The 14,554-nt window shown below is 73.2% G+C and carries 8 protein-coding genes; 5 read left to right on the top strand and 3 right to left on the bottom strand.

Going from position 1 to position 14,554, the window contains the following annotated elements; genetic code table 11:
- Positions 1–17 precede the first annotated feature (17 nt).
- The gene (locus MBA17_RS04065; RefSeq protein ID WP_238494853.1) at positions 18–1,478 is read left to right on the top strand and encodes an amidase; all 1,461 of its coding nucleotides are present in this window, start codon (positions 18–20) and stop codon (positions 1,476–1,478) included.
- Here MBA17_RS04065 and MBA17_RS04060 read toward each other — a convergent pair.
- On the bottom strand, positions 1,436–2,047 hold the full coding sequence (locus MBA17_RS04060; RefSeq protein ID WP_238494852.1) for a hypothetical protein: 612 nt from the start codon (positions 2,045–2,047) through the stop codon (positions 1,436–1,438). The genes MBA17_RS04065 and MBA17_RS04060 overlap by 43 nt on opposite strands.
- 99 nt (positions 2,048–2,146) lie before the next feature.
- Between MBA17_RS04060 and murA the strand changes: the two genes are divergently transcribed.
- Together murA and MBA17_RS04050 are read left to right on the top strand one after the other, a co-directional pair.
- On the top strand, positions 2,147–3,466 hold the full coding sequence (gene murA / locus MBA17_RS04055) for a UDP-N-acetylglucosamine 1-carboxyvinyltransferase (RefSeq protein WP_238494851.1): 1,320 nt from the start codon (positions 2,147–2,149) through the stop codon (positions 3,464–3,466).
- Positions 3,467–3,548: 82 nt separating this feature from the next.
- The gene (locus tag MBA17_RS04050) at positions 3,549–5,768 is read left to right on the top strand and encodes a transglycosylase domain-containing protein (RefSeq protein ID WP_238494850.1); all 2,220 of its coding nucleotides are present in this window, start codon (positions 3,549–3,551) and stop codon (positions 5,766–5,768) included.
- A 19-nt stretch (positions 5,769–5,787) separates the two neighbouring features.
- Here the strand turns inward: MBA17_RS04050 and MBA17_RS04045 are convergent, their stop codons facing one another.
- The gene (locus MBA17_RS04045) at positions 5,788–7,059 is read right to left on the bottom strand and encodes an MFS transporter (RefSeq protein WP_238494849.1); all 1,272 of its coding nucleotides are present in this window, start codon (positions 7,057–7,059) and stop codon (positions 5,788–5,790) included.
- Positions 7,060–7,418: 359 nt separating this feature from the next.
- Here MBA17_RS04045 and MBA17_RS04040 point away from each other — a divergent pair, with 359 nt between their 5' ends.
- Positions 7,419–8,054 carry a TetR/AcrR family transcriptional regulator gene (locus MBA17_RS04040; RefSeq protein WP_238494848.1) on the top strand — a complete coding sequence of 212 codons (636 nt, stop codon included), beginning with the start codon at positions 7,419–7,421 and terminating at the stop codon, positions 8,052–8,054.
- Positions 8,055–8,248: 194 nt separating this feature from the next.
- On the opposite strand, the gene MBA17_RS50215 is transcribed toward MBA17_RS04040, so the two are convergent.
- Positions 8,249–9,193, bottom strand: coding sequence for a chorismate mutase (locus MBA17_RS50215; protein WP_455432685.1), 945 nt, complete (start codon positions 9,191–9,193; stop codon positions 8,249–8,251).
- A 390-nt stretch (positions 9,194–9,583) separates the two neighbouring features.
- Between MBA17_RS50215 and MBA17_RS04030 the strand changes: the two genes are divergently transcribed.
- Positions 9,584–14,479, top strand: a complete 4,896-nt coding sequence (locus tag MBA17_RS04030) for a serine/threonine-protein kinase (protein WP_238494847.1) — start codon at positions 9,584–9,586, stop codon at positions 14,477–14,479.
- The last annotated feature ends 75 nt before the right edge of the window (positions 14,480–14,554 follow it).

Genomic DNA, 14,554 nt, shown 5'->3' with positions numbered 1-14,554 from the left:
ACCGAGGCGGAGCGACCGTGACCGAGGCGAACAAGGCGGGCCGACAGGTGACCGAGGCGAACGAAGCGAACGAACTGACCGAGCTGACGGCCGGCGAGCTGGCCGGGCTGCTGCGGCGGCGCGAGGTGAGCGCGGTGGAGGTCACCGAAGCCCACCTGCGCCGGATCGACCAGGTCAACGGCGCGGTGAACGCCATCGTCACGCTGGCCGCCGACCGGGCGCTCGACGAGGCGCGGGCCGCCGACGCCGAAATCGCCGCCGGTCGCCCGCGCGGCCCGCTGCACGGCCTCCCGGTGGCGCACAAGGACCTGGTGAACACGGCCGGCCTGCGCACGACGTACGGCTCACGCCTGTTCGCCGACCACGTCCCCGACGAGGACGACCTCATCGTCCGGCGGATGCGCGCGGCCGGCTCGATCTGCCTGGGCAAGACCAACACCCCCGAGTTCGGCACCGGCTCCCACACGGTCAACGAGATCTTCGGGGCCACCAGGAACCCCTACGACCTCTCGCGCAGCGCGGGCGGCAGCAGCGGCGGCGCGGCGGCGGCGCTGGCCACCGGGATGGTGGCGCTGGCCGACGGCTCCGACATGGGCGGCTCGCTGCGCAACCCGGCCTCCTTCTGCAACGTCGCGGGGCTCCGGCCGACCCCCGGCCGGGTGCCCTCCCCCAGCGGCACCGCGGCCTGGTACACCCTCGGCGTACCCGGGCCGATGGCCCGCACCGCGGCCGACCTCGCCCTGCTCATGAGCGTGATCGCCGGGTTCGACGCCGCCTCGCCGCTGTCGATCGCGCAGGACGGCTCCGCCTTCGCCGCGCCGCTCGACGGCTCACTCGCCGGGCTGCGGGTGGCCTGGAGCCCCGATCTGGGCGGCCTGCCCGTCGATCCGGAGACCGCCGCGGTCACCGCCACCGCGCCCGCCGCCTTCGAAGCGCTCGGCGCCCGCGTGGAACGGGTGGAACTGGACCTGTCGGACGCCGAGGACGCCTTCCGGACCTATCGCGCGTGGTTCTACGCGCTTTCCTACGCCGGCCTGCCGCAGGAGGAGCTCGGCGACAACGTCAGGTGGAACGTCGAGCGCGGCAAGGCGGTCACCGGCGAGGACCTGGCTCGGGCGGAACGGCTGCGCAGCGGGCTGTACCTCCGGATGCACGCGTTCTGGGCGGAACACGACGTGCTCATCGCGCCGGTCAGCCAGGTGCCGCCGTTCCCCGTCGAGCACCCTTACGTCGACTCGGTGGCGGGAGTGCCCATGCCCGACTACCTGGCCTGGATGCGGTCCGCCTACTGGATCAGCGTGCTGCACTCCCCCGCCGCGTCGGTGCCGTGCGGGTTCACCTCACAAGGGCTGCCCGTCGGCGTCCAGCTCGTCGGCCCGCCGCACGCCGATCTGGAGGTGCTGCGGGTGGCCGCGGCGTTCGAGCGGGCCACCGGTCACGGCGCGCGCAGACCGCCGCTCCCGGGCCCGCCCGGGTAACCCGGCACGTCTGGCACGCCCGGCACGCCCGGCAGTCCGGGGCCTTCCGGAAGTTCGTAGGGCGGCTTCCTGGACTCGCCGTAGGTGCCGATCGCGGCCAGCAGGCCGTACACGGACACGGCGAGCAGCGACCACGTCACCAGCACGCCGGTCGCGGTCAGCGCCAGCGCGCCCGCGGTGACCGTGCCACCGCCCGTGCCACCGCCCGTGCCGGCGCCCGTGGGGGCGGCCACGCTGGCGGCGCCGAGGTTGACCACGCCGCCGATCCACCTGGCCAGGAAGCTCGCCACCAGCCCGCCGCCCGCCAGGCCGAGCAGGACCGGAAGGGGACGGCGGCGGCCGAGCCAGTAGCCGGCGACTCCGCAGACGAGTCCCGCCGCGCCGGTGACCACGGCGAACCAGCCGTCGGCCGCGATCAGCGCCTGGGTGGCGGGATCGGCGAGCCTGGTCCCCTCCGGGGTGACGAGGAACGGCGCGCGCGGCGCCGCCGCCGACCAGGCGACCCCGGCCGCCACCCCCAGGACGGCCAGGACGAGCACGGTCACGGCGAAGTCGCGCAACTGCCGCAACGAATCTCCCCTCACACTTTTTGCGTACCTGTCCGATGCTACAGAGGCATCACTTTGTCATCCGAGGGGCTGAGGGCGCAGGCCGTTAGGCTGTGGCAGGTGAATGAAGAAGAGGTGTGGCTCATCGAGCCGTCAGGTCCGTTGCGCGGTGACGTCGAGGTCCGGGGGTCCAAGAACGGCGTCTCCAAGCACATGGTCGCGGCGATGCTCGGCACGGGGGAGAGCACGATCCACAACGCCCCGGAGGTGGGCGAGGTCGAGATCACCGCGGCGATGCTGCGGGCGCTCGGCATCAACGTGGACATCACCCAGCGGGAGATCACGATCAGCCGGGGGCCGGTGATCCAGCCGCAGGTCCCCGCAGCCTTCACCGGGCTCAACCGGATCCCCATCCTGATGCTCGGCCCGCTCCTGCACCTGGCGGGCGAGGCGTTCGTGCCGCTGGTCGGCGGTGACCCGATCGGGCGGCGGCCGGTCAACTTCCACGTCGAGGCGCTGCGGGCGATGGGCGCCGAGATCGAGGTGAGCGACGCGGGCATCACCGCCAAGGCGAGCCGGCTGCGCGGCACCCGCATCGAGCTGCCCTACCCCAGCGTCGGCGCGACCGAGACGATCCTGATGTCGGCGGTGCTGGCCGAGGGCAAGACCGTGCTCAAGGGCGCGGCCATGGAGCCGGAGGTGGTGGAGCTCGCGCTCTTCCTGCAGCGGATGGGGGCGCGGATCGAGATGAGCCCCGACCGCCGCATCCTGATCGAGGGCGTGGACAGCCTGCGCGGCGCCTCGACCTGGCTGGCCGGCGACCGGATCGAGGCGTTCTCCTACCTGGTGGCCGGCCTGATCACCGGGGGGCAGGTGCGGGTGCACGGCTGCCCGCAGGACCGCCTGGTCACCGCGATCACCACGCTGGCCAGGATGGGCGCGCAGGTCGACATCACCGACGACTGGCTGTCGGCCTCGGCTCCCGGCGGGCTGCGGCAGGCCGCGGTCCAGACCGACACGCATCCCGGGTTCATGACCGACTGGCAGACGCCGTTGATGGTGCTGTTCACGCAGAGCCACGGCATGTCGGTGCTGCACGAGACCGTCTTCGAGAACCGGCTGGTCTACGTGCCCGCGTTGCAGAAGATGGGCTGTGAGATCGAGGTGTTCGACGTGTGCCTGGGCGGGCCCGCCTGCCGCTACCACGACACCAACGCCAAGCACTCCGCCGTGGTGCGCGGCGTGTCGAAGCTGCGCGGCGCCGACGTGACGCTGCCCGACATCCGGGCGGGCTTCTCGGCCGTGCTCGCCGCCGCCGCGGCCGAGGGCACCTCCACGCTGCGCGGCGTCCACCACATCGAACGGGGTTACCACCGGCCGTTCGAGCAGTTCGCCTCGCTGGGCTTGAAGATCAGCAGGGAAATGGCAGTCGCGAAGTAAAGATTGGCAAGCGGGCGTTTGGGGGTGATCGTCCGGTCGCACCTTTCTTCGTGTGAGAGTCCCGCGGCAGAGGCAGCGAAGCGTGCGGGCCGGCGTGGCCGGTCTGGGGATGGCGGGCGCGCTCGGCGGGCTGCTGGCAGGGCTGCTCTGCCTGCCGGTGGTGGGCGGCGCGGGTCTCGGCGCGATGGGCGTGGCCGGCACGTTCACCGACCTGCCGCCCGCGCCGCGGGAGAACCCGCTGGCCGAGCACACCCGCCTGCTCGACAGGTACGGCAGGCAGTTCGCGCAGTTCTACTTCCAGAACCGGACCGAGGTCTCCCTGGACAAGGTCGCCCCCGTGATGCGCAAGGCCATCGTGGCGATCGAGGACGCCAGGTTCTACGAGCACGCCGGGCTGGACATCAAAGGAACCCTGCGGGCGCTCATCACGAACACCCAGGCGGGCGGCATCCGTCAGGGCGGCTCCTCGCTCACTCAGCAGCTAGTGAAGAACATCCTGGTCGAGAACGCCGAGAGCGAGGCGGAACGCGACCGCGCGCGGGCCCCCAACCTCAGGCGCAAGATCAGCGAGCTGAGGTACGCGCTGGCCATGGAGCGGAAGTACTCCAAGGACGAGATCCTGGAGCGCTATCTCAACATCAACTATTTCGGCGCGGGGGCGTTCGGGGTGGAGGCGGCGGCTCGCCGTTTCTTCTCCACGTCCGCCTCCCGGCTCAACCTCTCCCAGGCGGCCACGCTCGCCGGCGCGGTCCGCACGCCGTACGCGACGGATCCCGCGCTGGGCAGGCAGCGCAGGCAGCGGTTGCTGGAACGGCGCGACCTGGTCCTCGACCGGATGGTCGAGGTGAGCGCGATCACGGCCGCGCAGGCCGCCGCCGCCAAGCGGACCCCGCTGGCGATCAGGCTCCGGCCGGAACCGGGCGGTTGCTACGAGAGCGCCTCGCCGTTCTTCTGCCTCTATGTCCAGAAAGAGATGCTCGCCAATCCGGTCTTCGGCGACACCAGGGCCGAGCGGCAACGCCGCCTGACGCGTGGCGGGCTCACCCTGATGACCACCTTGGACCCGGTGGCGCAGCGGGCGGCGGAGCAGGCCATCTCCTCCCGGGTGAACGCCGCCGACTCCCAGGTGGCGGCCGAGGCGATGGTCGAACCCGGCACGGGCAAGATCCGGGCGCTGGCGGCGAGCAAGAGGTACGGGCGCAACGACGGGGGCCGGCGCAACGGCCCGCGCACCACCTACAACCTGCCCGCCGACGCCGCGCACGGAGGCGGCCAGGGCCTGCAGGCGGGCTCCACGTTCAAGGCGTTCACCCTGGCCACGGCGTTGAGCGAGGGATGGCGGTTCGACCAGGGCTTCCAGACTCCCGGCAGTTTCGTGGCCGCCGACGGCTACCGCGACTGCCGGGGCAACCGGGTCAACGACCCGAACACCGTGATCTACAACGCGAGCGGCGAGGGCGCCGGCGGCCCGCACAGCCTGTCCACCGGCACCTGGAAGTCGGTGAACATCTTCTACATGATGCTGGAGCGGCGGGTCGGCCTGTGCGACGTGGTGCGGACCGCTCGCAAGGTCGGCGTCGCCAGGGCGGACGGCACGGCGCTGCGCGAGGTGCCGACGTTCACCCTCGGGGTCAACGAGATGGACCCGCTGACCATGGCGGCGGCCTTCGCCACGTTCGGGGCCAGGGGGCGGCACTGCCGTCCGCTCGCGATCACCGAGATCACCGGCAAGGACGGCAGCAGGGCGTCGATCCCGCCGGCCTGCACCCAGGCGCTGGATCCCGAGGTCGCCGACGCGGTCAACCACGTGCTTCAGGGCGTCTTCGCCGAGGGCACGATGCGCGGCCAGAGCATCGGCCGCCCGGTGGCGGGCAAGACCGGCACCAACAACGGCTACACCTCGGCCTGGTTCGCCGGTTACACGCCCGACCTGGCCTCCGCCGTGAGCGTCGGCGACATCCGTGGCTCCTACCGTTATCCGCTGCGCGACGTGACGATCGGCGGCCGGTACTTCGGCAGCGTGCAGGGCGCCTCGCTGCCCGGTCCCATCTGGATCTCGTCGATGACCGGCGCGCTGCGTGACACCCCGCCCAGGCGGTTCAGAGGGCCTGACATGAGCCGCTTCGGCGGCGGCCACACACCCGGCCTGAAGGAGGCGGAGGAGGCGGAGCGCAAGGCCGAGAGGCGCGAGCGCCGGGCGCAGGCGGAGGCCCGCAGGCACCTCGGGTGGGCGAAGTGGCGCAAGCACTGGCGGTCGTGGCACCGGGATCTGTTCCCGCGGCGGTCGTGGCGGTGGCACTGATGCGCCGCCGCCCCGGGGCTCACACTCCCGGGCCTGCCGTGCCGAGGACCTCCTCGACCTCCCCCGTGGTCGCCGGCGCCTCGACCGGCCTCTGGCGCACTCCGGGGTGAAGGAGAACGAAGACCACCAGCCCGGCGAGGACGATCGTGCCGAGAACATAGGGGGCGATCGGCGCCAGCTCGTACAGGGCGGTGCCCACCAGGGGGCCGAACATGAAGGTGAGGGCGTTGCTCGAGCCGACCAGCCCGGCCACCGCGCCCTGTTCCTCCCTGGTGACGAGGAGGGTCGGAGCGGACATGAACCCCGGCAGGCCGAACCCCATCCCGGTCCCGAGCACCGCCAGCCCCGCCGCGAACAGCGGGGTGTTCGTGGAGATCATCATGATGACCATGCCGAGGGTCATGACGATCGCTCCCACCCGGATCAGGCGCACCGGTGACCAGCCCAGGCGCGGGACGACGGCCGCCTGCACGAGCATCATCATCCCCGCGCCGGCCAGCATGACCAGGCCGGTCGTCTGGCCCGTCTGCTGCGCGGTGAGGTGCAACCGGTCCTGCAGCAGGAATCCGATCGTCATCATGACGATGCCGAAGGAGAGGAACATGCCGAACCCGGCGGCGAGGAAGGGCCACATGCGGGGGTCGAAGGGGCTGACCTCGGCCGTCGCCGGCCGGGTCCGGTGGGCGTCCGGTCGCGGCAGACCGGCCCAGACCAGGACCGCGATGACGGCGATCAGGATCGGAGCCGCGTAAAGGGGAACCAGCAGGCCGCCGAAGACCAGCACTCCGCCGAGGGCCGGGCCGAGGGCCATGCCCAGCCCCTGGGCCGCGCCCACCATGGACATGCCCCGGACCCGCTCGCCTTCACCGGAGGTCATGTCGGCGACGTAGGACTGGGCGGTGACCGGGGTGGCGGCCCACGCGAGCCCGAACACCACGCTGCGGCTGAGCAGGATCAGCCCGAAGAGCAGTGGTACGGCGAGCACGCCGGTGAGACCGATCTGGGCGATGACCGCGAACGCGGCAAGACCGATGGTGGCTCCGGCGAGCGACAGGAGAAGCACCGGCCGATGCCCCCACGACATGCTGCGCCGTCCCCAGAACGGGCTGGCCAGCACGACGCCCGATGCCCCGACGGTCATCACGATGCCCAGGTGCAGCTCGCTGAGCCCGAGTTCGCGGGCGAGCGGAGCGAGGATCGGGTTGACCATCTGCTGGCCGGTCATGAGCCCGAACACGGCCAGGCAGATCAGCAGGATGGGCCGGGTGCCAGCCCCCGAGTCTTTCGTCATAGAAGCTCCTCATTCGCTTTCAGAGTCTTACTTGAACGAGCACGCACGGGCCTCATCGCCTCGCTTCTCTCTCCCGGCCGACGGATCAGGCGATCCCGGACTCCCGGGGCGTCGAGCTCAGCCGTACGGCGCGGCCGGCCGATCGTGGGTGCTCACCAGCCCGTCGTCCCTGCCTCAGATCAACCCTTTCGCCTACTTTCCGAACGTGTACGGAAAGTAGCACGGGCGGCGCTCGGCCGTCGATACACGGGTCCCGGGTCATCGGGTTCGCCCCGGATGACGGGAGGCAGCATGATGGAGTGATGCCGCAATCCGTCTCACCATCCGGTCGCACCGGTCGTCCGCCGCGGACCTCCCGAATGCAGATCATGGCCGCGGCGCGGCTGCTGATCGATCGCGACGGGTGGCAGAAGCTGACGATGCGGCGGTTGGCGGCGGAGGCCGGCACCGCTCCGACGACGCTGTACCACCATGTGCGCGACAAGGAAGACCTGCTGACGCAGCTGCTGAACGACTACGCCGACCAGATACCGCGCCCCCCGCTACCCGCCGATCCCCGGGAGCGCATCATCACGGCCGCCCGCGCCATCCACGACTCGCTGGCCGCCTGGCCGTGGATCACCGAGATCCTCACCGCCGACGACCGCGCCGGCGAGGCGGCCATGTGGATGGTCGAGACGATCGTGGCGGGGGCCGTCGACTGCGGATGCACCACCGAACAGGCCGCCGACCTCTACCGCGCCATCTGGTACTACACGGTGGGCGAGATCCTCGTCAGGGCCAACGCCGCTCGCCGGCGCGGCGAACTCGACCGCCCCTCGCACCGCGACACCCTGCTCAGCAAGCTCGACCCGGCGCGGTTTCCGCACCTGGCGGCCCTCGCCGACCGCTGGCCCGCCCTGGCCGCCCGGGACACCTACGCACAGGGGCTTCGCGCCTTCGTCGACGGGCTCCTCGCGAACGCCCACGACGACCACCCGCCCCGCCGCGCCTAGAGTCCCTGGATCTCCTCGCGGAAACGGACGCACGAGAGCCCCTGCGGCCTCCGGGGGGCGATTACCGCCAGGGACCCGTCCAGTGCGCGCCGCCTGCCCGTCAGCTACCCGGCCGCCCTGCCGCCCGCTATGTACCCGTCCGTGCGCGCCGCCTGCCCGTCAGCTACTCCCGCCACCAGCCCGCCAGGTACCCGTCACCTGCCCGGGCGTTGGTCTCGCTGCCCTCGCTCCTCCTCCGCCAGGTGGAGCCCCGCCTCGATGACGGCGTTCACGACCGGCGCCAGCCGTACCTCTCCCAGGCGCGGCGCGCGGCGCGCCATGGCCGCCACGACCCGGCGCTCGCGCTCCATGTCGCGGCCCGCGAACCCGCCGACCGGCTTGAGCCGCTGGATCACGCCCGCCAGCTCGGCGCGGCGCTCCAGCATCGTGGCCAGCACGGCGTCCACCCGGTCGATGGCCGCCCTCGCCGCGGTCACCGAGTCGGGGATCTCCCCGCGCACCACCGCGCCGACGATGGTCGCCGCCTCCATCGCCGCCCGCACGACCTCCGCGTCCGCCTCGGGCGCGAGCAGCAGCCCGTCGGCTCCCGCGGCGATCGCGGCGGCGGCCAGCCCGGCGTCGTCGCCGAGCGCGACCAGCACCGGCCGCCCCGAACGCGTCCGCGCCTCGCGCATCAGCGCGAGATCCACCCCGTGGGCACGGCCGGCGGTCTCGCACAGCACCACCTGATCGTTGCCCTCCGCCACGCACTGCCCGGCGATCGCCAGCCACTCCACGAGCGTCGCCGCGGAACCCCGCTGCACGACCACCGGCAACCCGAGCGTCGCCGCCTCCCGCACGAGCCGGACGTCCCGGAGCCACGCCCCGCCCACGACCACACCGTCGGCGTGCTCTCCGATCCACCGCAGATCCGCCACCCGGAACGGCTCCACCAGCAACGCCCCCGGCCAGTCGGACCGGGCCTCCTCGATCGCCTCGCGGGCCTCACGTCCCCCGCCCTGCGTGCGCAGGGTGATCCAGCGCGCGTCCGGCTCGGCCTCCGGCCCACCACCGATCACCACGGCGGGCCCCGCTCCCAGCGCCGTCGCCCCCAGGTGTACGGCTTTCGCCTCACGGGACATCTGTGCGGCAGATGACATCTCGGCTCCTGATGGTCAGCCGGTCGCCAATCCACGAGCCGGCGTCGAAACGCGCGTCGGACGACACGCTGATCTCGGGAAAACAAAAGGGCAGAGACTGGGATGTCTCTGCCTCTGGCCGGCTCCGGATGGTCGCTAGATCACGCTGGTGCGACCGGCCCTCCCGGAGCCGGCTCGATAAAGGAGAAATAGCGAGTCATGCTCCTGACCTTAGGCCATCGTCCTGCCGTACGCCACTCTGTGGATGATCGTTCTCACCATGCGGACTCGTGCCCGGGGTGTGGACGGCCGGGGGACGAGATCGTCGGCGGACGACGTTAGGAGAGATCGAGGAGCCCGGCTCTCGCATCCGGTCGCTCCCAATCCCCCGCTATGGGAGGATTTCTCGCCTTGAGAGGGGGTTCGAAGTCGGTGATGTCGGACGGGCAGCAGCACAGCGGACGAGTGGTCGCCGGGCGTTACCATCTGGTCGAAGCGATCGGGCGCGGCGGCATGGGTGTGGTGTGGGCCGCCCACGACGATCTGCTTGATCGCCAGGTGGCCGTCAAGGAGGTGCGCTACGCCAGCGTGCTGGGTGACGAGGTACAACAGCTCAACCGGCGCACACTGCGGGAGGCACGAGCCGCGGCGCGGCTGAGCCACCCCAACGTCGTCGTCGTCCACGACGTGATCGAGGAGGACGGCCGCCCCTGGATCGTCATGCAACTCGTCCCGTCGCGGTCCCTCGGCCAGGTGATCCGCGAGGACGGGCCACTGCCCCCGCGCCAGGTCGCCAAGATCGGGCTGGAGGTCGTCGACGCGCTGCGCAGCGCGCACCGCGCGGGGGTGCTGCACCGCGACGTGAAGCCGGAGAACGTTCTGCTGGCCGACGACGGCAGGGTGGTGCTCACCGACTTCGGCATCGCCACGCTGGAGGCCGAGACCTCGCTGACCATGACCGGCCTGGCCGGCACGCCCGCCTTCATCGCCCCCGAACGGCTCCAGGGCCGTCCCGCGCGACGCGAGTCCGACCTGTGGTCGCTGGGCGCCACTCTCTACGCGGCGGTCGAGGGCCGCCCGCCCCACGACCGGGGCGCCGCGATGGCCACCATGCACTCGGTCCTCACCGACCCGCCGGACCCCGCTCCCCACGCCGGCCCCCTCCTTCCGGTGATCGAAGGGCTGTTGTTGAAGGAGCCCGTGCAGCGCCTCACCCACGACGAGGCCAGCCGGATGCTCAGCCGTGTCCTGGAAGGCGGCTCCCCCACCCGTCCCTGGCCCGCCGTCTCCGCCGCCCGTCCCGTGACCCCGGCCGGCCCTCGGCCCGGCGCGGCGCCCTCCCCGGGTGTTCCCGTCCCGCCGCGTCCCGCCCGCCCGCCGGGCTCCCCGCGGCCCGCGGACCGGGAACCGCCACGGCCCGCGTCCCCGGCGGCCAGGCCGCCGCGACCGGCGCCCCCCGTCCGGCAGCCCCCACGCCCCGCCCCGATCCGCCCGGTTCCCAGCCCGGCCCTCGACCAGGAGCCCCCGAACGCCACGCTCATCTGGGAAGTCCCGAACCCCACCCAGATCGCGCCGCCGGTCGACCCCACCCGGGTAGCGCCGCCCGTCAACCCCGAACCGGCGGCACCGGCCCCCACCCGCATCGCTCCATCCGCGGCCGCTCCCCCGGCGCGCGAGAGGCCGCGACCGGCGCCCCAAAGGCAGACACCCGGCCCCGCGACGCCGAAGGCCCCGCCGGCCACCCCCGAGCCCGTACGGCCCGCGCAGGCGACTCCCCGGCGGGACCTGCCCGAACCGGCGGCCTTGGACCAGATCGCCCCGAAGACCTCCGGCCCGGAGCCGTCCGCCGAGCCGCCCTCGACCGGCCAGCCCGCCCAGGGTCCCCACCGCCGCCCGCCGTACGCCCAGCCGGCGCGCAGCGCGGGAGCTTTCGAGCAGGCCGCGCCGAGCAGCGTGGGAGCTTTCGGGCAGGCCGCGCCGAAGGGCGACTGGCCCAAGCCCGACCTCCCCGCACGTGGCGCCGACGAGTCGGCGGCCGGTAGCACCGGGTCCGACGGCCCGCCCGCCCCCGCCGAGCAGCCGGTCAAGCCCGTCGCCGCCCCGGCCCGGCGACCGTCCGCGACGCGCGCCGAGCCCGGGGAGCGGGAGACACCTCCGGATCCGGCCCCGCAGGCGACCCGTCAGAATCCCGTCCCGCCCGAAGCCGCCACCCCCGAACCCGCGACGGGGACCTCGGCGGCCCCTGCGGCCAAGAGCACGGCCAAGCCGAAGGCCCGCAAGCCGGCCGCCCCCGCGAAGACGGCGCCCTCCGTCTCCGGGGACGACAGGACCCCGCCCGGCTCATCCGCGCCCGGTGACCCCGAGACCCCCACCGCCGGGGACGCGGTACCAGCCGCCGCCGGTGACCCCGAAACGCCCGACGCGGCCAAGTCCACGTCCGGCGCGACCGGTCCCCCGGCCAAGTCCAGGACCCGCAAGCCGGCCGCACCGAAGGCCACGGCGCGCACGTCCGGCGACGGCGAGGCCGCCCCGTCGGACACGTCCGGCGACGCCGAGCCGGCCGCCTCCCGCACGGCGCAGAGCGGCCGGACGTCCCCCGCCGCCACGGGCGGCAAGGCAGCCACCGCCGAAGAGAGCACGACCGAGTCCCCGGCCACTCCGCCGACGGACACCCCGGCCGAACCAGCCACCGGGACGACTTCAGAACCGGCGACCGGGACCACGGCCGAGCCCGCCACCGGAAGCACCGCCAAGACGGCCACCGGAAGCACCCCGAAGACGGCTGCCGGCACCTCGGCCAAGACGGCCAAGACCACCACCGGCAGCACGGCCAAAACCGCTGCCGGCAACAAGGCCAAACCGGCCACCGGCTCGACGGCCAAGACGAAGGGCCGCAAGCCGGCCGCCTCCGCCGAGGCGGCCACGCCCGAGACCGGCGACGCGGCCTCCCCGGCCCCAGCCGGCGCGCCCGCCGGCCGTAAGACGACCACCGCCAAGGCCAGGACCCGCAAGGCGGCGCAGCAGAAGCCCGCGGACGAGGCGGCCGCGGGGCCGGACCCCGCCGGCGACGAGCCGACCGGCAAACTCGCCCAGGCCGCCGCCGCCGTACCCGGGGGCGGCGAGGCTCCGCGACCGGACGGCGCTCCGGTGGCGGGCGAGGATCACGAGGCCGCGGTGGAGGACGCCGCGACGGCCACGACCGGGTCCTCCCCGGCCCCCGGCACCGCCGCGGAGTCCGAGGACGGGACCGCGGCCCCGGCGAGGACCGGCCCCACCCCGCGACCCCGGCCGGCGGCGACGGACGCCGAGCCGGGAACCGGCGGGAAAGCACGACCCCAGACGGGAGAGACGCGGTCCGAACCGGGAACCGGGACGGACCTCGCAGCGGAGTCGCGATCCGAGGCGGCGCCCACGGCCGACGCGGAAGCCGCCGAGAACGCCCCCGAAGCGGACCTCGGAAAGGCCGATGCCGCACCGGACGTCGCGTCCACCTCCGCGAAGAAGACCGGATCCCGATCGGACGAGGACGCCTCCGCAGCCGGCGACCGGCCCCCGGGACCATCGGACGCGGCGGATACGGGCGGCTCCGGAACGACCAAGACGGCGACCGGGTCGGCGGCCACCCCTGCGCAGACCCCGGACACCCCCGAGCCCGACACGACGAATCCGGACCTGGACGAGCCGAGCCGGGACCCGGACTCGACCGAACTGGACCTTCCCGACTTCGGCCAGAACGCGACCGATCCCGACCTGGACGCACCGGCTCTCCGCATGGACGCGTCCATCGTCGGCACGGGCACACTCGTCAGCGACGGCCCCACGAAGAAGGGCGCCACCGACACGGCACCGGAGGCGACCGAGCCGCCCGCCCTCCGGTCGGCCACGTCCCCGTCAGCCGCGACCGAAGCGCCGAAGACCCCGCCGAAACCCACGCAGGAGCCCACGCAGGAGACGCCCGCGGACGACGCGGACGGCGCCCCCGTACCCGGTCACGTCCCTGGCCGGCCGGCCAGGCCCCAGACCGGGCAGCCCAAGCCGGGGCTCACCTCCACCCGGCGCGACCCGTACGAGCACGCGGCCGGACGAGCCGGGGTGAGAGAGCACGCCGCAGGGCCCGCAGACGCGAGCGTGCGGGCCGAGCAGGACAAGCCCGCAGCCGGACGACCCGGCGCCGGGCGGACCGCCGTGGGGGCGTCTGGAGAGGTCGAACCCGAGCGGCCGACCGCGCAACTCCAGAATCCCGCGCGGCTCAAGGCCCGCGACGACGTACGGCGGGAGCAGCCGAGGCTCCCGATGGGCTGGGAACCGGATGCCTCCGGCGGCCAGGGGCCCGGCCGCACCTCGCGGCGGCCGACCGAGCCGTCCGCCGTACGGCAGCAGGCCGAGCGGCCCGGTGGCGGGCAACGGGCTGAACCGCCTGCCGTGCGGCAGCGGGCGGAGCGGCCCGTCTCCCGGCCCACCGCCACGATCATGCAGGAGGCCGTGTCCCGGCAGTCGGGGTTCTTCGGCGCCGACCGGCACGACGCGGAGCCGGATGGGATGGTGCTGCCCGAGCGAGCCTGGGATCGATGGCCGGGGATGCCGTCGATCCGGAAGGCGTTGCCCGTGGTGGTGATCGCCGTACTGGTGGTGGCCGGGGTCGCCTGGTGGCTGGGCATGCGCAGCGCGTCGGAGACCTCACCGGACGGGATGCCGGAGGCCACCAGCGAGGCGACGGAGCCGGGGAACTCCGGTGACCCCGGCGGAGCTTCGGAGAACGACGGAAAGTCCCCGACCGACCCCGGAACCGGCCAGAAGACGGATCCGAAGACGGAGGAGAAGGGCGAGAAGGACGATCCGAAGACGGCGGAACCCGCCGGAGCGCTGCCCGAGGGGTGGCGGCTGCACAAGGACGACAACGGGTTCGCCATCGGGCTGCCGAAGGGGTGGAAGGTGTCGAAGCGGGCCGGGGGTTCGGTGTGGTTCAGGGGCCCGGGGGCGACGGCGGCCAGTTATCTGCTGATCGACCAGACGGCGAACCCGGGGCCGGATCCGTTGAAGGACTGGTACGTGCAGGAAGGCGCGTCCAGGCCGAACTTCCCCGGATACAAGCGCGTCAAGATCGAGAAGGTCGACTACATGAAGTCCGCCGCCGACTGGGAGTTCACCTGGCGGATGAGTTCGGGCAAGGCGCGAGTGATCAACCGCGGGTTCGTGACCGACGGCGGCATGGGTTACGCGATCTACTGGCACACCCTGGCCGACACGTGGAAGGACGATCTGCGCTTCTTCAACGGCTTCTCCGACACCTTCAAACCGGCGAAGTGACCGTCCGGGCCGCCGTCGACCGCCGCCTCCAGCAGTAGGGCGGTCGACGACGGCTCGTCCGGCTGCCGTACGGCC

The organism is Dolomitihabitans soli (assembly GCF_022213955.1).
GTDB classification, from domain to species: Bacteria; Actinomycetota; Actinomycetes; order Streptosporangiales; family Streptosporangiaceae; genus Streptosporangium_A; species Streptosporangium_A soli.
The sequence above is the reverse complement of the archived record's forward strand: the minus strand, read 5'-3'. Positions and strand labels throughout refer to the sequence as shown.

What these genes read in the sequence shown, in the direction of transcription:
- MBA17_RS04045 (WP_238494849.1), bottom strand. Translation starts at nt 7,059, where the DNA reads ATGACGAAAGACTCGGGGGCTGGCACCCGGCCCATCCTGCTGATCTGC.
- MBA17_RS50215 (WP_455432685.1), bottom strand. Translation starts at nt 9,193, where the DNA reads ATGTCATCTGCCGCACAGATGTCCCGTGAGGCGAAAGCCGTACACCTG.
- MBA17_RS04040 (WP_238494848.1), top strand. Translation starts at nt 7,419, where the DNA reads ATGCAGATCATGGCCGCGGCGCGGCTGCTGATCGATCGCGACGGGTGG.